The organism is Dechloromonas sp. A34, from assembly GCF_026261605.1.
Lineage (GTDB): Bacteria > Pseudomonadota > Gammaproteobacteria > Burkholderiales > Rhodocyclaceae > Azonexus.
The window spans coordinates 2,780,113-2,796,973 of record NZ_CP102486.1 but is presented as its reverse complement, the minus strand read 5'-3'; the positions used below and the strand labels follow the sequence as shown (position 1 = coordinate 2,796,973).

At 61.2% G+C, this 16,861-nt stretch carries 21 protein-coding genes, 1 tRNA gene and 1 pseudogene; 7 read left to right on the top strand and 16 right to left on the bottom strand.

The annotated features are described in order from the left end of the window. Positions 1-25 precede the first annotated feature (25 nt). The 4 genes and pseudogenes from lon (at position 26) to NQE15_RS14000 (ending at position 3,905) form a co-directional block, all read left to right on the top strand. Positions 26-2,438: pseudogene (lon, locus tag NQE15_RS14015) on the top strand (endopeptidase La). 163 nt (positions 2,439-2,601) lie between these two features. Beyond that, on the top strand, positions 2,602-2,874 hold the full coding sequence (locus NQE15_RS14010) for an HU family DNA-binding protein (RefSeq protein ID WP_265942295.1): 273 nt from the start codon (positions 2,602-2,604) through the stop codon (positions 2,872-2,874). A gap of 9 nt (positions 2,875-2,883) precedes the next feature. After that, a tRNA-Val gene (locus NQE15_RS14005) sits at positions 2,884-2,959 on the top strand. A 67-nt stretch (positions 2,960-3,026) separates the two neighbouring features. Then, the gene (locus NQE15_RS14000) at positions 3,027-3,905 is read left to right on the top strand and encodes an HDOD domain-containing protein (protein WP_265942294.1); all 879 of its coding nucleotides are present in this window, start codon (positions 3,027-3,029) and stop codon (positions 3,903-3,905) included. Positions 3,906-3,912: 7 nt separating this feature from the next. Here NQE15_RS14000 and NQE15_RS13995 read toward each other — a convergent pair whose 3' ends face one another. After that, positions 3,913-4,674, bottom strand: a complete 762-nt coding sequence (locus NQE15_RS13995) for an RNA methyltransferase (protein ID WP_265942293.1) — start codon at positions 4,672-4,674, stop codon at positions 3,913-3,915. 66 nt (positions 4,675-4,740) lie between these two features. Between NQE15_RS13995 and NQE15_RS13990 the strand changes: the two genes are divergently transcribed. Beyond that, a complete protein-coding gene (locus NQE15_RS13990) occupies positions 4,741-5,547 on the top strand; it encodes an inositol monophosphatase family protein (protein WP_265942292.1) in 807 nt (268 codons plus the stop codon). 82 nt (positions 5,548-5,629) lie between these two features. On the opposite strand, the gene NQE15_RS13985 is transcribed toward NQE15_RS13990, so the two are convergent. From NQE15_RS13985 to mltG, 7 genes are all read right to left on the bottom strand, one after another. Further along, the gene (locus tag NQE15_RS13985) at positions 5,630-6,058 is read right to left on the bottom strand and encodes a bacteriohemerythrin (RefSeq protein WP_265942291.1); all 429 of its coding nucleotides are present in this window, start codon (positions 6,056-6,058) and stop codon (positions 5,630-5,632) included. A 100-nt stretch (positions 6,059-6,158) separates the two neighbouring features. Beyond that, a complete protein-coding gene (locus tag NQE15_RS13980) occupies positions 6,159-6,818 on the bottom strand; it encodes an ankyrin repeat domain-containing protein (protein ID WP_265942290.1) in 660 nt (219 codons plus the stop codon). Continuing rightward, entirely contained in the window at positions 6,818-7,597 is a 780-nt protein-coding gene (locus tag NQE15_RS13975; RefSeq protein WP_265942289.1) for a TatD family hydrolase, read from the bottom strand. Before NQE15_RS13975 ends, NQE15_RS13980 begins: the two co-directional genes overlap by 1 nt. Before the next feature lie 8 nt (positions 7,598-7,605). Beyond that, positions 7,606-7,968, bottom strand: a complete 363-nt coding sequence (locus tag NQE15_RS13970; RefSeq protein WP_265942288.1) for a PilZ domain-containing protein — start codon at positions 7,966-7,968, stop codon at positions 7,606-7,608. Positions 7,969-7,989: 21 nt separating this feature from the next. After that, positions 7,990-8,976 (bottom strand): DNA polymerase III subunit delta', encoded by a 987-nt coding sequence (holB, locus tag NQE15_RS13965; RefSeq protein WP_265942287.1) that lies wholly within the window; start codon positions 8,974-8,976, stop codon positions 7,990-7,992. A gap of 29 nt (positions 8,977-9,005) precedes the next feature. After that, on the bottom strand, positions 9,006-9,620 hold the full coding sequence (gene tmk / locus NQE15_RS13960; protein WP_265942286.1) for a dTMP kinase: 615 nt from the start codon (positions 9,618-9,620) through the stop codon (positions 9,006-9,008). After that, positions 9,617-10,612 carry an endolytic transglycosylase MltG gene (gene mltG / locus NQE15_RS13955; RefSeq protein ID WP_265942285.1) on the bottom strand — a complete coding sequence of 332 codons (996 nt, stop codon included), beginning with the start codon at positions 10,610-10,612 and terminating at the stop codon, positions 9,617-9,619. Before mltG ends, tmk begins: the two co-directional genes overlap by 4 nt. 92 nt (positions 10,613-10,704) lie before the next feature. Here mltG and NQE15_RS13950 point away from each other — a divergent pair, with 92 nt between their 5' ends. Both NQE15_RS13950 and NQE15_RS13945 read left to right on the top strand, forming a co-directional pair. After that, positions 10,705-11,724, top strand: coding sequence for a YgfZ/GcvT domain-containing protein (locus NQE15_RS13950; RefSeq protein ID WP_265942284.1), 1,020 nt, complete (start codon positions 10,705-10,707; stop codon positions 11,722-11,724). Positions 11,725-11,731: 7 nt separating this feature from the next. Further along, positions 11,732-12,493 (top strand): NRDE family protein, encoded by a 762-nt coding sequence (locus tag NQE15_RS13945; RefSeq protein ID WP_265942283.1) that lies wholly within the window; start codon positions 11,732-11,734, stop codon positions 12,491-12,493. Here the strand turns inward: NQE15_RS13945 and NQE15_RS13940 are convergent. The 8 genes from NQE15_RS13940 to NQE15_RS13905 form a co-directional block, all read right to left on the bottom strand. Then, on the bottom strand, positions 12,451-12,933 hold the full coding sequence (locus NQE15_RS13940) for a L,D-transpeptidase (protein WP_265942282.1): 483 nt from the start codon (positions 12,931-12,933) through the stop codon (positions 12,451-12,453). The genes NQE15_RS13945 and NQE15_RS13940 overlap by 43 nt on opposite strands. Continuing rightward, positions 12,930-13,370, bottom strand: coding sequence for a tRNA adenosine(34) deaminase TadA (tadA, locus tag NQE15_RS13935; RefSeq protein WP_416336541.1), 441 nt, complete (start codon positions 13,368-13,370; stop codon positions 12,930-12,932). Before tadA ends, NQE15_RS13940 begins: the two co-directional genes overlap by 4 nt. 196 nt (positions 13,371-13,566) lie before the next feature. After that, positions 13,567-13,758 (bottom strand): zf-HC2 domain-containing protein, encoded by a 192-nt coding sequence (locus NQE15_RS13930; protein ID WP_265942281.1) that lies wholly within the window; start codon positions 13,756-13,758, stop codon positions 13,567-13,569. Continuing rightward, the gene (locus NQE15_RS13925; RefSeq protein ID WP_265942279.1) at positions 13,752-14,351 is read right to left on the bottom strand and encodes a sigma-70 family RNA polymerase sigma factor; all 600 of its coding nucleotides are present in this window, start codon (positions 14,349-14,351) and stop codon (positions 13,752-13,754) included. The genes NQE15_RS13930 and NQE15_RS13925 overlap by 7 nt, the downstream gene beginning before the upstream one ends. A gap of 42 nt (positions 14,352-14,393) precedes the next feature. Continuing rightward, positions 14,394-15,536 (bottom strand): FAD-dependent oxidoreductase, encoded by a 1,143-nt coding sequence (locus tag NQE15_RS13920; RefSeq protein ID WP_265942277.1) that lies wholly within the window; start codon positions 15,534-15,536, stop codon positions 14,394-14,396. Then, on the bottom strand, positions 15,533-15,991 hold the full coding sequence (locus NQE15_RS13915; RefSeq protein ID WP_265950273.1) for a TIGR04282 family arsenosugar biosynthesis glycosyltransferase: 459 nt from the start codon (positions 15,989-15,991) through the stop codon (positions 15,533-15,535). Before NQE15_RS13915 ends, NQE15_RS13920 begins: the two co-directional genes overlap by 4 nt. Positions 15,992-16,164: 173 nt before the next feature. Further along, positions 16,165-16,659 (bottom strand): TIGR04283 family arsenosugar biosynthesis glycosyltransferase, encoded by a 495-nt coding sequence (locus NQE15_RS13910; RefSeq protein ID WP_265942275.1) that lies wholly within the window; start codon positions 16,657-16,659, stop codon positions 16,165-16,167. Further along, a complete protein-coding gene (locus tag NQE15_RS13905) occupies positions 16,656-16,859 on the bottom strand; it encodes a glycosyltransferase (protein WP_265942273.1) in 204 nt (67 codons plus the stop codon). Before NQE15_RS13905 ends, NQE15_RS13910 begins: the two co-directional genes overlap by 4 nt. Between the last annotated feature and the right edge of the window lie 2 nt (positions 16,860-16,861).

Here is a 16,861-nt window from a genome sequence, read left to right as displayed (position 1 = left end):
ACATACCTATTTCAAAGGCATCGTAATGTCGAACCCCAACACGCTCCCGGAAACCGTTGAACTGCCGCTGCTGCCGCTGCGCGATGTCGTCGTTTTCCCACACATGGTCATCCCGCTCTTCGTCGGCCGCCCGAAGTCGATCAAGGCCCTCGAAATGGCCATGGAAGCTGGCAAGAACATCCTGCTCGTAGCCCAGAAGTCGGCCGCAAAGGATGAACCGGAGCCCGAAGACCTCTACCGTATCGGCTGCATGGCCAACATCCTGCAGATGCTCAAGCTGCCCGACGGCACCGTCAAGGTGCTGGTCGAAGGCACCCAGCGCGCCCGCGTCGAAGCCATCGAGGTGCAAGCCTCGGTGTTCATGGCGACCGCCGTGCCGCTACCGCAACCTGGCGTCGAAGACCACGAGATCGAGGCCATGCGCCGCGCCGTGGTTGCCCAGTTCGACCAGTTCGTCAAACTCAACAAGAAGATTCCGCCGGAGGTCCTCTCCTCGATCGCCGGCATCGAGGACGCCGGCCGCCTGGCCGACACCATCGCCGCCCACCTGCCGCTCAAGTTGGAACAGAAGCAGGAAGTGCTGGAGATGGAAAGCATCCGCGACCGTATCGACCGTCTGCTCTCCCAACTTGAATCCGAAATCGACATCCTGCAGGTCGAGAAGCGCATCCGCGGCCGCGTCAAGCGCCAGATGGAAAAGAGCCAGCGCGAGTACTACCTGAACGAACAGGTCAAGGCCATCCAGAAGGAACTCGGCGAAGGCGAGGAAGGTGCCGACCTCGAGGAACTGGACAAGAAGATCAAGGCCGCCGGCATGAGCAAGGAAGGCCTGGCCAAGGCGCAGGGCGAACTCAAGAAGCTGCGCCTGATGTCGCCGATGTCTGCCGAAGCCACCGTCGTCCGCAATTTCATCGAAACCCTGATCGGCCTGCCCTGGCGCAAGAAGACGCGGATCAGCAAAGATCTGCGCGAAGCCGAGAAGGTACTCGACTCCGACCACTACGGCCTGGAGAAGGTCAAGGAACGCATCGTCGAGTATCTAGCCGTGCAGCAGCGCGTCGACAAGGTCAAGGCACCGATCCTGTGCTTGGTCGGCCCCCGGGCGTCGGCAAGACCTCGCTCGGCCAGTCGATCGCCAAGGCGACCAACCGCAAGTTCGTGCGCATGGCCCTGGGCGGCGTCCGTGACGAAGCCGAAATCCGCGGCCACCGCCGTACCTATATCGGCTCGATGCCGGGCAAGATCCTGAGCAGCCTGACCAAGGTTGGCGTGCGCAATCCACTGTTCCTGCTCGACGAAGTCGACAAGCTCGGCCAGGATTTCCGTGGCGACCCGTCGTCAGCTTTGCTCGAAGTTCTCGACCCGGAACAGAACCACACCTTCCAGGACCATTACGTCGAGGTCGATTTCGATCTCTCCGACGTGATGTTCGTGGCGACGGCCAATACGCTGAACATTCCGGCCGCGTTGCTCGACCGCATGGAAGTCATTCGCCTGTCCGGTTACACGGAAGACGAGAAGGTCAACATCGCCATGCGCTATCTGCTGCCCAAGCAGATCAAGAACAACGGCCTGAAGAAGACTGAAATTTCCGTGGCCGACAGCGCCATTCGCGACATCGTCCGCTACTACACCCGGGAAGCCGGCGTGCGGGCGCTTGAACGGGAAATCTCCAAGATTTGCCGCAAGGTGGTCAGGACACTAGTCTTGAAGAAGCGGGACAGCAAAATTCTGGTTAACGCCAAGAACCTCGACAAATTCCTCGGCGTGCAGCGCTACAGCTTCGGCATGGCCGAAAAGGAAAACCAGGTCGGTCAGGTCACCGGTCTGGCGTGGACGGAAGTCGGCGGCGAACTGCTGACCATCGAATGCGCCAACATGCCGGGCAAGGGCAACATCCTGCGCACCGGTTCGCTCGGCGATGTCATGAAGGAATCGGTCGAGGCCGCCCGCTCCGTCGTCCGCGCCCGCTCGCGGCGTCTGGGCATCAAGGACGAGGCCTTCGAGAAGACCGACATCCACATCCACGTTCCAGAAGGCGCCACGCCCAAGGACGGCCCTCGGCAGGTATTGCCATGACCACGGCGCTGGTTTCGGCCTACACCGGCATCCCCGTGCGCTGCGACGTCTGCATGACAGGCGAGATTACCCTGCGTGGCGAAGTACTGGCCATCGGTGGTCTCAAGGAAAAACTACTGGCCGCCGTGCGTGGCGGGGTGAAGACTGCACTGATCCCGGAAGAGAACGTCAAAGACCTGACCGAGATCCCGGACAACATCAAAAACAAGATCGAAATCGTGCCCGTCAAGTGGATCGACCAAGTCCTCGAGCGCGCCCTGGAACGCCTCCCGGAGGCTCTGACAGAGCAATCCGATGAAAATTCCGCGGTAAAGACGGCGGCTGAAGCGGCGAGCGCACAGACACTGCTTACCCATTGATTTTCAAGGAAAGGATGTTGGCATCTTGATGTCGGCATCCTTTTCGGTGACGTCCGACTCCGGGCATCCCGCCAAAATCCGCTTGACACAAGGATTTCGGGAGCGATATAAATTCGTCCGCACAAAAAATTCGCTTCATAAATCCACTCAATAAAGGAACAAAATGAACAAGACTGAACTGATCGATCAGATCGCCGCTTCCGCTGAAATCTCCAAGGCTGCCGCCGGCCGTGCACTGGATGCCACCGTTGCTGCTGTCAAGGATGCGCTGAAGAACGGTGACACCGTCAGCCTGATCGGCTTCGGTACGTTCTACGTCGGCGAGCGCGCAGCCCGCACCGGTCGCAATCCGCGCACCGGCAAGACTCTGGAAATCAAGGCTGCCAAGTCGCCCAAGTTCCGCGCAGGCAAAGGCCTTAAAGACGCCATCAACTAAGAGGCATCGGGGTGCTTAGCTCAGTTGGTAGAGCGTCGCCCTTACAAGGCGAATGTCGGCGGTTCGACCCCGTCAGCACCCACCATAATTCCTGAAAAGGAAAACAGGAACCCCGCTCCCGTAGCGGGGTTTTTGTTGAGAGGAGTAAGCAAATGACCTCGTATCTCGATAGCAACGACCAGGACAAGAAGGGCGACAGCCTCAAGGCACAACGTTTTCAAATGCTCGAGGACATTGCCAAGGAACTGGCTGGCGAGGTTGTATTCCCCACCTATTTTGACGCTGTGTTGCGCTTGCGCAAGGTGCTTCAGGACCCCAATCAAAGCATCGGCGGTATTGCCGCCGCCGTTTCCATTGAGCCGCTGATCAGCGCCAAACTGCTGCACCTTGCCAATTCCGTCGCTTTCAATCCGGAAGGCCGCTCAGTCGTCGACCTGAAGTCTGCTATCACCCGGCTTGGCCTCAATGCGGTACGCAGTACTGCGCTGTCGATCGTCATGACCCAATTACTCCGCGCCAAGGGGATGGCCGAATTTACCGATCTGACCCATTCGCTGTGGGAACACTCAATCAAGACCGCCGCTGCAGCCCGGATCATCGGCCAGACCGTGACACGACTCAATGCGGACGCAGCCATGCTTGCCGGCCTGATTCATGATTTGGGCGCCTTCTACATGCTTTACCGCGCCACGCAATACGAGGAACTCCGCCACCGCCCGGACAGTGTCAGATACCTGATCATCCAGTGGCATGAAAGCATTGGCGCTTCGCTGCTTAACGCGCTGGGCATCCCCGAGGAAATCGTCGACGCCACGGTTGATCACGACCACATTCGCCCCACCCCTTCGCCAATCCGGACCCTCAACGACGTAATCTACGTCGCCAACATGCTGGCTGACGGGCACTTTGAATGGCTGATGCAGGACAAAGCAGAGAGCCCAGCCGAATTAGCTGTCCTTGAAGAAAAATACGGATACCTGAGACCTGAGATCGATGCGCTGGCGACCGAGATGCACGCCGCCTTCTCCTGACGGGTTTTCAGCCTTTCCGACCATGCCCGGTTTTCACCTGGGTCGATGCCAGGACACCACGCAGGATGTTGATTTCGTCCTTTTCCAGTCTTGCCCGGCTGAACAAGCGACGTAATTTTGGCATCAACCTCCCCGGTTGTTCCGGGTTGTAAAAACCGGTATCGGTCACCACCGACTCCAGATGCCCCAAGAAGCCCTCCACCTCGTCGTGGGTGGCCGCTGGAGAAGCAAACGGAGTTACGCCCTGCCCGCCGGTCGGCGGCCGCTCTGCAAAGGCCGCCATGCGACATTCGTAGCACAACACCTGGACCGCCGACCCCAGATTGAGCGAACTGAACTCGGGATTGGTTGGGATGGTTACTGCCGCCTGGCAATGCAGAATTTCCTCATTGCTCAGTCCCACGGTTTCATTGCCGAAGACCAGCGCAACTTCGCCCTGTTCCGCCTCCGCCAGCAGGCGGGCCACCGTTTCCCGGGGCTGGCCAATCACCGGCCCCAAGTCACGCTGACGGGCCGACAGCGCGACGGCGAATACACACCCGGCCAAGGCATCCGGCAACGATGCCACAACCTGAGCCCTGTACAGGACATCCACTGCGCCGGTTGCCCGGGTATCGGCCTCCGGATCGGGAAACTGCTTGGGCTGGACCAGATAGAGATTCGACAGACCCATCGTCTTCAGAGCCCGTGCCGCAGCACCGATATTGCCCGGATGACTAGGGCGACAGAGGACGACTCTGATACGTGAAAGCAGGAGTTCCGGGTTCATAGTGTAAAATTCGGTCTTTCATATATAGATCGGGTGGCCTTGGCCACCCGATAGCTCTTTAAAGCCATGCATCCAGCCCTGAATATCGCCATCAAGGCGGCGCGCCGCGCCGGCCAGATCATCAATCGCGCTTCCAACGACCTTGACTTGCTCACGGTCACTGCCAAGCAACCGAATGATTTCGTCACCGAAGTCGACAAGAAGGCGGAAGCCGTCATCATCGAAACCTTGCAGGAGGCCTACCCCGGGTACGGCATTCTAGCAGAGGAGTCCGGCACCACGGCCGGCCGGGGCGATGCGGAGTATCAGTGGATCATCGATCCGCTGGATGGCACCACCAACTTCATTCACGGCATGCCCCAGTATGCCATTTCAATTGCCCTGGCCAAAGGCAACTCGCTCGAGCAGGCGGTCATTTTCGATCCCAACCGCAATGAGCTCTTTACCGCCAGCAAGGGCGCCGGGGCTTTCCTGAACGAACGGCGGATTCGTGTCTCGCGACGTACCAAGCTGCAGGAATCGTTGATCGGTACCGGTTTTCCCTATCGCATGTTCGATCACATCGATACCTACTTGGCCATCTTCAAGGAAATCGCCCAGAAGACTGCCGGCCAGCGCCGCCCGGGCGCCGCGTCACTGGACCTTGCCTACGTTGCCTGTGGCCGTTACGACGGTTTCTGGGAATTCGGCCTGTCCCCGTGGGACATGGCGGCAGGTGCCCTGCTGATTTCGGAAGCTGGCGGTCTGGTCGGCGACATGCGAGGCGAAGCCAACTACCTTGAAACCGGCAACCTGATTGCCGGCACCCCCAAGGTCTTCGCCCCGCTACTCAAACTGATCGAAGGCCATCTGCCTGAATCCGTTCGCGGCTAAGAGCCGGCGAATCCGGGGGAATTAAGAATCTACTCCCTGCCAACAGTTTCTACTGCCCCCTGGCAGGCGCGTAGCCCCCGTTTCATTCACGGGCTGAGCCGCCACCATCGAAGGCGCCCGAGTCTTGCAGACGCAGGCCAAAGCCGATGTCTTCTTCTCTGATGTGGCGCTCAAACCAGTACTCCAGGTAGCGAATCAGGCTGAAGGCATCGGTGTGCCCCTCACGGACCTCGTCTAGGGTCTTCGCGATGCCTTTCAGCATCTGCTGGTGTTTTGCGGTATGCGAAGAGAACTCCAGACCAGCCTCACGGGCCATAGCTTCTTCAGTTGCGCAATGCACACGCAGAATCTCCAGTAGCTTTGTCGCATCTTCCGTGGGCAGGCAATTGGATTCGACACAGCGGTCCTTTAAACGAGCCAAGCTGGCAAACAGTCCGGCATGCTGCTCGTCAACTTCCGGCACGTTGATTACCAGCGCATCGGGCAGGAAAACAGCATTGTCGGCGTTCATTGAAAGTACCTCTCTCAAGTCACAGATGCACCGAGAAACCGGTTGAAAATTAACAGTTTCTACTATACCCCTGCACCTTGAATTAGACGACTACCCCACGTCAACGAACCTCGATGGTAACCGAGCGCCCAGACTTGCCGCCCGCCTTTAGCAAGAGTTCGCCAATATCGGTGTGCTGATTCTTGCGCGCCACGTCGAGCGCAGTTTCCCCTGAATCCTGGGGCTTGTTGGGATCGGCCTTGCCGGCAAGTAACAGCCGGACGACTTCGATGTGTCCGCCACGTGACGCCGCGATCAACGGGGTAGTACCGTTTTCGCTGGGCGAATTGACGTCGGCACCAGCTTTAAGCAGCAACCGGACAATTTCGACGTGACCGGCAAATGCAGCATAGTTCAATGGCGTCCAGCCCGGCATATTGACGGCAGCACCGCCTGCGATCAGTTTTTCGACGACCGCCGGGTGCCCGCGAAAGGCCGCCAGACGCAGCGCGGTATCCCCCGCCGAATTGCGGGCGTCGAGCTTAACCCGCTGCCGGATCAGGTAATCAACAAGTTCGACATGACCGTCACGCGCCGCCAGCATCAAAAGGGTGTTGCCCTCGATATCGGTCGTATTAATCGAAGCACCCTTCTGGAGGATCTCGGCCACAGTCCGGGTATCGCCCAGCTTGGCCGAGCCAATCAGATCATCGTAAGCCCCCCCCTCAGCGAACAGAGGAAGAAGAGTAGCGACAGCTGCTATCAGAAGTCTTTTCTTCATCAATTGGATGGCCGTCTGGCGTGCTTGAACAGGTTGAAAAAGTTGTCGGTCGTTGCTGCCACCAGCGCATCCAGTTCAATGGAGCGCAGCTTGGCGATTTCTTCGGCCACGTAGCGGACATAGCCCGGCTCGTTGGGCTTGCCACGATAGGGCACGGGCGCCAGATAGGGCGAATCGGTCTCAACGAGAAGCCGGTCAAGCGGACATTTCTGCGCAACCTCCTTGACGATAGTCGCGTTCTTGAAGGTGACGATACCGGAAAATGAGAGATAGAAGCCAAGATCAAGTGCCTGGCGAGCGATTTCCCAGCTCTCGGTAAAACAGTGCATGACACCACCCGCTGCTTCGGCACCCTCTTCACGCATCAAACGCAGGGTATCGGAAGCCGATTCGCGGGTATGGATGACCAACGGCTTGGCGCAGCGTTTTGCGGCGCCAATATGATTGCGAAAGCGCACCCTTTGCCATTCCGGCTGATCTTTCTGCCAGTAGTAGTCGAGACCAGTCTCGCCAATGGCAACCACTTTCGGGTGGGCAGCCAGGTCGACCAGTTGATCCTCGGTTGGCTCTTCAAGATCGGTGTACTCAGGATGAACACCGACCGTGGCAAAAAGCCGTTCGTCACTTTCAGCAATCGCCAGTACCTTGGGCAGGTCTTCGAGGTTGACGCCGATGCAGACGGCGGCGCCAACACCGTTTTCAGCCATGCGCCGGAGGACATCCGGAAGATGGTCGGCTAAGCCGGGGAAATCCAGATGACAATGGGAATCGACCAGCATGGGGTCAATCAGAGGGTGTGTGTCGGGCGCGACGACTGCATGACACCACCCAGCAGCCCCTCGATCTTACGGCGCGCTTCCTGGCCACTTTCGTCGTTGTTGAAATGAACCCCGATTCCCTGAGCCCGACCATTCTGCGCTCCGGCCGGCGTAATCCAGACCACCGCGCCGGCGATCGGCAGCTTGGCGGGATCGTCCATCAGCGAGAGCAGCATGAAAACCTCGTCGCCAATGCTGTAGTTGCGGGTCGTCGGGATAAAGATGCCACCGGCGCGTAAATGTGGCATGAAGGCGGCGTACAGCGCCGACTTTGAATTGATGTTCAGCGACAGGACGCTGGGGCGCTGGGGAGCGGGCTTGGCTTCACTCATTGCTTATCCACTCGTTGCTTGTCAATTGGCAAAGAGGCCACGGTAATCGAGAAAAACCCCCTCCAGGAACAGGCGCGCATTCAGCGGCTGCTCAGCTTCCTGACGGCGTGAAATCAGGTCGCGATAGAAATGGTTCAGGCGCATGGCGGGAATCATATCAGCCAGGCCCGATATTGTGGCCGACTGCGGCAGAAAATAGCGGACCGGCAAGCCATTCCTGGCCAGCGTCAGATCAACCAACCATTTCTGCAGCGCCTCGAGCACCTGTTTGAGCAAGAGCTTTCCCTTGCTCTCCTTGATCGCCTTTTCCAAATCGGCCGCCACCCCCAGCGGGTCGATTTCTCTTCCGCCGCCAAGTCGCTTGACCAGCGTCTCCAGCCATGCCAATTGCCCAGAAGCCGCGAGTTCAAGCGCCAGACCGGGCGAACCACCAGCCAGCGCCAGCCAGCGCCGGGCATCGGAAATACCTTCGGCGACCAGAACGCTCTCCGCATGCTGTGCCCCGGGAAGCGGAACGGGCATCACCTGGCAGCGGCTGCGAATGGTCGGCAGCAGGCGCGCCGGATCACTTGAAACTATTAAAAACAATGTACTTGGCGCAGGTTCTTCAAGTGTTTTAAGAATTGCATTCGCGGTGTTGCGATTCATCGCTTCGGCAGGATTGACCAGGACAATACGCAAACCACCTCGATGTGTACCGACATTCAGAAAGTCATCCAGGCCACGCACCTGATCGATGGTGATCTGCTGACTTGGCTTTTTCTTACCCTCTTCCGCCTCCACTTCATCGCCCAGTGCCTCCGGTTGCAGCAACCGAAAATCAGGGTGATTGCCCTGCGCATACCAGTTACAGGCCAGACATTGTCCGCAAGCCAGACCGCTTGCCTGCGGCTGCTCACAGAGCAGGCTGGCGGCGAACTGCCTGGCCAGTTCCAATTTTCCCAGCCCCTTTTGCCCGACCAGCAATAAGGCGTGTGGCAGTTGTCTCCGTCGCGCCTGAAGGCTCAACCAGACCTTTTCGTGAAGCCTTATAACGTTCATAAACAATTTGTTATGACAATTTGTTCAAGTCGTTTGCGAATATTATCGAGGCTGTTGTGGGCATCGATAACCTGAATACGCGAGGGATGGGCATGCGCTCTTTCCAGGTAGGCCTGACGGACTCGCTCGTGAAAATCCGCCCTCTCTTGCTCGAAGCGATCCAGTATGCGACTGGCCAGTACAATACGCTCGCGCGCCACATCGAGGGGCAGATCAAAAAGCAGGGTGAGATCGGGCTGGACGTGCTCATGCACCCAACGTTCGAGAATCTGGAACTTGGCGCGATCGAGACCGCGCCCGCCCCCTTGATAAGCATAGGTGGCGTCGCTAAAACGATCGCAAACCACCCACTCCCCGCGCGCCAGCGCCGGTTCAATGAGTTGGGCCAGATGCTCGCGGCGCGCCGCAAACATCAGCAGGGTTTCGGTTTCGAGATGCATGCTGTCGTTGAGCAGCATCTCGCGCAACTTCTCGCCAAGCACCGTTCCACCCGGCTCGCGGGTAACCTGTACCACCAGCCCACGGGAACGCAGCCATTCCGCCAGCCATTCGACATGGCTGCTCTTGCCGGCACCATCAATGCCTTCGAAAGTGATGAATTTTCCTCTCACTTTCCTCTCCTCTGGTATTTGTTGACTGCCCGGTTGTGCTCGTCGAGCGATTGTGAAAATTCGCTGCTGCCATCGCCGCGTGCGACGAAATAAAGTGCTTCGGACGGTGCCGGATGCAGGGCGGCCCGCAATGACGCCAGCCCGGGCATGGCAATCGGCGTTGGCGGCAAGCCAGTCCGCGTGTAGGTATTGTAGGAAGTGTCGGTCAGCAGATCGTACTTGCGGAGATTTCCGTCGAAGGAGTCGCCAAGGCCGTAGATCACGGTAGGGTCGGTCTGCAACAACATGCCCTTGCGCAAGCGGTTGACAAAGACGGCTGCTACCAGCGCTCGGTCCGCCTCGCGGCCGGTTTCCTTTTCAATGATCGAAGCCATGATCAGCGCCTCGAATGGGCTCTTGTATGGCAGGCCATCGGCCCGCCCGGCCCATTCGCCATCCAGCCGACGCTGCATGGAACGCACTGCCCGGGCAATCAGTTCGAGATCGCTCGACTGCTTGTCGAACAGATAGGTGTCCGGAAAAAGCCAGCCTTCCAAACGCGCGACGTTCAGCCCCAGGCGTTCGATTATCTGGGCCTCGGTTAAGCCTTGCGTCTCGTGGGAAAGATCGGGGTGGGCATCGAGCCGCGTCCGCCATTGCCGGAAGGTCCAGCCCTCGACCAGGGTAATGTCGCCTTGCGTGACCTTGCCTTGGGTCAGCTTCTCCAGCAGTTGCAACGGGGTCACGCCCGTCTTGACCGCATAGCTGCCCGCCTTGATGCCAGTCTCCGAGCGCTTGACCCGCGCCAGCAGCGAGAGCAGTGACGGCTGAACCTCGATGCCTGCCTCCTGCATTTGAACGATGGCCGAACGCAGGCTGCTGCCAGCCACGACGCGGAAGTCGAGCGGCGAGGTGCGCAGGCTCAGGGGCTGGTTGCCCCACCACCAGAGACCGCCGGCGGCGGCTCCGGCCCACAAGGCCAGCAGGAAAAAGATATTAAGGAATAGGCGCACGGGAACTCGTCGGCTGCAAGCGGGTCTTGCCCGTCTGGAACGAGCACGTTATAAGGGACGATATAATATCCCAAACCCCCACAGGAGCCCCCATGAACCCCAACTGGCGCAGCTTTCTGGAGTCTGCCGACGGCATTTTCGACGGCGCGACTTCCGATCTTCTCAACTTTGGCGATGCCGCCGGCGAACTGCTCGCCGCCAGCAAACAGACCGTACTAGTCCCCCTCACCCACCTCGGCCTGATCGAAGCCACCGGCGAGGAAGCCAAGGCCTTCCTGCACAGCCAGTTCACCAGCGACATCAATCACCTGGCCGAGGGCCAGGCCCAGCATGCCGGCTGGTGCAGCGCCAAGGGCCGGATGCAGGCCAGTTTCCTGATCTGGCGCAATGGCGAAAATTACCAGTTGGTGCTGGCGGCCGACCTCCAGGAAGCCATCCAGAAACGGCTCCAGATGTTCGTGCTGCGCGCCAAGGTCAAACTGGCTGCGCAAACCGATAGCATGGTCCTGCTCGGCCTCTCCGGACCGCAAGCCGACGAGACGCTGGCCGATGCCGGCCTGCCCTGCCCGGCGGCGCAGATGGCAACGTTGGCGGCGGATGGCATCACGGTGATCCGCCTCGATGGCGGACGCCTCATGATCGCGGCGCCCGAAACGGCGATGGCCGCCCTGTGGCAGAAACTAAGCGTCAAGGCCCGGCCGGCCGGCGTGCCGGTCTGGCGCTGGCTGGACATCCAAAATGCCTATCCGCTGGTGACCCTGGCTACCAAGGAAGAATTCGTGCCGCAGATGGCCGATTTCGAAAAGATCGGCGGCGTCAGCTTCCACAAGGGTTGCTACCCGGGCCAGGAAATCGTCGCCCGGACGCAATATCTCGGCAAGGTCAAACGCCACCTCTACCGCCTCGCCAGCCAGCACTCACTGAAGGCCGGAGATGCCCTGCACTCGCCGGACAATCCGGACCAGGCCTGCGGTATGGTGATGACCGCAGCCCCGTCACCCCATGGCGGCTACGAGGCGCTCGCCGTCGTCCAGTCGAACTTCTCGACCAACGTCCATCTCGGCTCCCGCGAGGGTCCGCAGGTCCAGGCGGCAGCGGTCAATCCGGCGTAGTGCAAGGATGTGCCTGATCGTCGTCGGCTGGCGAGCCCACCCGGACTATCCGCTGGTGGTCGCCGCCAACCGCGACGAGTTCTACGCGCGGCCAACGGCTGATGCCGCCCGTTGGCCGGATGTCCCCCAGGCCATCGGCGGGCGCGACCTCGAAGCCGGCGGTACCTGGCTGGGCATCACCGAATCGGGGCGCTTCGCCGCCGTGACCAATGTGCGCGAACCCGGGATGGCGAAGGGCGAAATTTCCCGCGGCGCGCTGACCCGCGAATTTCTGCTCTCGAGCGAACCGGCCAGCGATTACGCCAAAAATATCGAGCCCAACCGCTACTCCGGTTTCAACCTGCTGCTCGCCGACGGCGATTCGCTGTTCTATTGCTCCAATCGCGATGGCGAGCCGCGCCCATTGCCGCCGGGCATCTATGGCCTGTCGAACCACCTGCTGGACAGCCCGTGGCCGAAGCTGGTCAAGGCCAGACAACGCTTCGGCGAAGCGCTTCAGCACCTGCCAACCGAAAATACGTTCTTCGATCTACTGGCCGATCAGGCCATCGTGGCCGACGAGAGTCTGCCACAAACCGGTGTCCCGATCGAATGGGAACGCCTGCTGTCGGCTGTCTTCGTCAAGTCGGAGAACTATGGCACACGGGCCTCGACGCTGGTCTGGCAGCGGGCGGACGGGGCCATCCACCTGCATGAACAGAGCTTCGGCCCCGATGGCCGGCCGCTTCAGTCTTCGGTGATTTCCACTTCGCTGAAACACGGCACCTGATCGAACAGTTCGACGATGTCCGCATTGCGCATGCGGATGCAGCCATGCGAACCGGGTACGCCCATCTCCGTACTCGGAGGGCTGCCGTGGATATAGACGTAGCGGCGCATGGTATCGACGCAGCCTCGCCGGTTACGGCCTGGCTCACAGCCGGACAGCCAGAGGATACGGGTCAGTATCCAGTCGCGGCCGGGGAAGGCGTCGGCCAATTCCGGCGTCCAGATTTCGCCGGTCGGGCGACGGCGGACAAACACCGTGTTCTCCGGCTGTCTGGCACCGATCTTGGCGCGAATGACGTGCCGCCCGCGCGGCGTCTGGTAACTGCCGGAGACTTCGCCGACACCGGCCTTGGCGGTTGAAACCGGGTATTCGCGCAAGACAGCCCCCTGATCGTCGAAGACCGTCATCATCTGGCGGGCGACTGAAATCAGCAGCTTCATTGGCTCTTCTTGCGGCGGTCGGCGAAGAACTGCGACAGCATCTGGCTGCACTCGTCGGCCAGCACGCCGCCATCGACCGTCGCGTGGTGATTCAGACGTTCGACTCCAAACAGGTCGACGACGCTGCCATGAACCCCGGTCTTCGGGTCACGGGCGCCATAAATGACGCGGCTGATCCGCGCATGCATGATGGCGCCGGCGCACATGGCGCAGGGTTCCAGCGTCACGAACAGTTCGCAGCCGGGCAGGCGGTAGTTGCCGAGCACGCGGGCGGCATCGCGCAGGGCGGCGATCTCGGCATGGGCCGTCGGATCGCTCTCGCCGATCGGCGAGTTGAAGCCGCGACCGACGATGACTCCGTTCTGTACCACGACCGCGCCGACCGGCACTTCGCCCAAGCATTCGGCAGCCCGCGCCAGCGATATCGCCTCGCGCATGAAGAATTCGTCGCTCAGCCCGCCGACCGATTCCACGCTTATTTCCACTTGCCTGCGAACAACGGATTCTGGCCGCTGTTGTCCATTGATTGCCACACCATAGATTTGAATGAATACCCCAGACTCGGATCGAGACAGCCTGCCTGCGCAAGGGCCGCCGGAGGGCGCCCAGTATAGCGCCACTGGCGGCGCTCCCCTACTTGCCTTCCCCGGTATGGTCCGCGAGATAGCGCTTGCAGGCTTCGCGCAGGAAACTCATCTGGCTCTTGAAATTCTTGCAGCCCTTGCAAATGGCCAGATGCATCTCGAGCTGCATCTTCTCGGACATGCCGAGCGGCCGATCCTGGCTTTCCGACAATAAGTGGGTGACTTCCTTACAGCTCAGCATGGCTGCTCTCCTGCCGAAAACCAGTTCTTTTCCAGACAGCGCCGCAAGCCGTTGCGGGCACGGTGCAGAATCACGTTGCAATTGCTGGTCGTGATGCTCAATTCCTGGCAGACCTCGTTGGTCTCGAACTCCAGGAACTCGCGCATCATAAAGACGCGGGCGGTGTTTTCCGGCAGATGTTTCAGGCAGGCATCGAAGACGTCCCAGAAACGCTTCTCGCGCAAGGCTTCCTCAGGATTGCCCCAGTCCCTGGGTCGGGTCTCCGGACTCCAGTGGGCGTTGGCCTTAAACAGGGATTCGTAGGCTTCTTCCATGCTTTGCTCTTCAGCCGAGAGTGCCGACAGGTTGGTGGTCCGCACCTGACGCCGGATCAGGTCGACAATCTTGTTCTTCAGGATGGCGAATACCCAGGTCTTCATCGCCGAGCGGCCGGAAAATGCCTTGGCGTTGCTGACTGCAGCGAGCAACGCCTCCTGTACCGCATCCTCGGCCTGGGCCGCATCGCGCAGTTGCAGATGGGCAAACTTGATCATGTCGCGGCGGATGTCGTCGAGGAAGGCGTCGTCAATCAACAGCTGATCGGGTGCCGTCATGCCCCACCCCGATCTCGGCACAACTTACTGGACGCAAGCGTTTCAGACGGACTCATGCATTTCTCCGGAACGGTTGGCATTACCCGGATGGTACTGGCTCATGAAGCGGCGGTCGATCCAGTCTTTCCATTTCCAAGCCCAGCGCCCGCCCGCCACGAACCCGCCCCACGACATGATGGCTTCTTGCGGCCCGGTGGCCAGCAAGTAGAGGCTGCGGCTTTGCGGCCGATAGGCCAGCAGCGGCATTCCGTTCAGCATCCGCTCCAGATTGGCCGTCAACACCGGCCCGGCGCGCACGGCATAGACGCCGGACTTGGCATGTGGCGCATCGATGCGCGAGGCGACATCGCCCGCCGCGAAGACTTCCCGATGCGAAATGCTCTGCTGCCCCTGGTTGACGGCGACAAAGCCGTCCCCATCCAGCCCCAGGCCGGAGGTTGCCAGCCAGGCGGCGGGCCGGACACCGGTGGCGGCGATGACGACATCGGCGTCAAGCCGGCCTCCGTCGTCGAGTTGCAGCCCGTTGGGCGTGCCGGCGGCATAGCCGCTGGCGACACTGACACCATGGTCGGCCAGGGTCCGCGCGACGCGGGCGACGATACGCTGGCCATGCCCAGGCAACAGTTGGGGCCCGGTCACCAGGGTCACCTGAACACTGGCCGCACCCAGCTCCCGGGTCAGCCGGTAACGGGCGGCCAGGGCCAGTTCGACGCCGGCCGCGCCGCCACCGACCACGGCAATGGCTGCCCTGCCTAGCGTGGGCAGCGACTCGAGCAGACGCGTCCAGCCGACGACAAAATTTTCCAGCGGACGGATGGGCAGCAATTGGGCGCCCGTCGCCGCCAGACAGGAACAATCGATTTCCGCTCCGGTATCGAGCGACAGCGCATCGTAGGAGAGGTCGCCCGACACCGCGGACCTGACCCTGCGTTGCCCGGCATCGAGGCCGCTCACGCTATCCTCGATGAAGCGCACCCCGGCGGCCCAGGCTAGCGGCCCAAGCGGCGCGGCACACTGCTCGATGCGGTAATGGCCGGCCATCCAGCCCGGCACCATGCCGGAGTAAATCTGGCGGGCGTGCGGCGCCACCAGCGTGACGTTGACGTCGGGCCACCGGCGGGCGGCCAGTGCCTTTAGGATATGCAGATGGGCATGGCCGCCGCCGGCCAGGACGAGATGTTTCATCCGGCGCCCAGTGTTCGCAACTCGGGGAAAAGCTCGGCGAGCCGCACGAAATCCGCATCGCGGTCGATGTCCCACAGGGGTGAGAGTTCGGCCCAGCGCCAGTTCAGTTCGGTCAGGCGTTCGCGGGTCTGAGCCATGACCTCGGCGGTGCTCCAAGCTACCCGTTCAAACACCTGCTGCGCCGCCCGGCGCAGGCCGATCAGCACATAACCGCCATCGTCGGCGGGGACCACGGTGGCGTCGTGCTGGTGCAGGCCGGCCGCGGCCTGGCGCAGCAATTCCGGGCTGAGCAGCGGGCAATCGGTGCCGATCACCAGGGTTCCGGCAAGGGCCGGCGAGTCGACGATGGCGGCATGCATCCGCGCCCCAGGTCGCCGGCCGGCTGCGCCCGGATAGTGAGCTCGCCGGCCGTGCGGATGCGGGCAAATTCGGGATGATCGACATCCGGCGCACACCACAGGCTGACCGGCCCGATGGCGGCCTGCATGGCAGTGGCCACAGTGCGCCGCAGCAGCCAGCACTGCAGCGTGGCGGCCCCTGCGGGCCGAGGCGGGGAATCAGCCGCGTCTTGGCGTATCCGGCAATCGGTGCCTTGGCCAGGATCGCCACGCCGATCTGGGAAGCCTGCTCAGTGCTCATCGGGGACATAGCCGTACTCCCGGGCTAGTGCCACCGGACTGGCGCCGAAATGGAAACGCAGGCGCAACCACCACATGTTCAGGATGGTGTGCCACAGCCCGTGCCGTTCCCATCGCCGGCCCGAGGTTAGAACCTTTTCCCGGAGGCAGGCCGGTGACCTGAGAGCGCGCAGGCGGCTGGAAAGCACGATGTCTTCCATCAGCGGAATCAACGGAAAGCCGCCCACCTGCCGAAAGGCTTCGCGGCTCACGAAGATCGCCTGATCGCCAGTGGCGATGCCGGTCAGGCGGGAGCGCCAGTTCATCATGCCGGCGACCAGGCCCAGGCCGCGCAGCGAACCGGCAATCCGGACATCGAAGCGGCCCCAGTCAGCGCCGCCGGCGACCGCCGCGGCGACCAGTTCCGGCGCAGCGGGCGGCAGCAGCGTGTCGGCATGCAGAAAGAGCAGGATGTCGCCAGTGGATTGGGCGACCCCGGCAGTCATCTGCGCCCCCGGCCGCGCGCCGCCGTGATGACGCAATCCGCCAGGGGCCGAGCAAACCCCGCCGTTTCGTCGCTGCTCCCGCCGTCGACCACGATCACCTCGGCCCCTCGCCGGCGCATCTCCTGCAAGCGTTCGAGCGCCTGGACGATGCCCTCGGCTTCGTTCAGTACCGGCAGGATGATCGAAAGGCGTGCGCTCATGA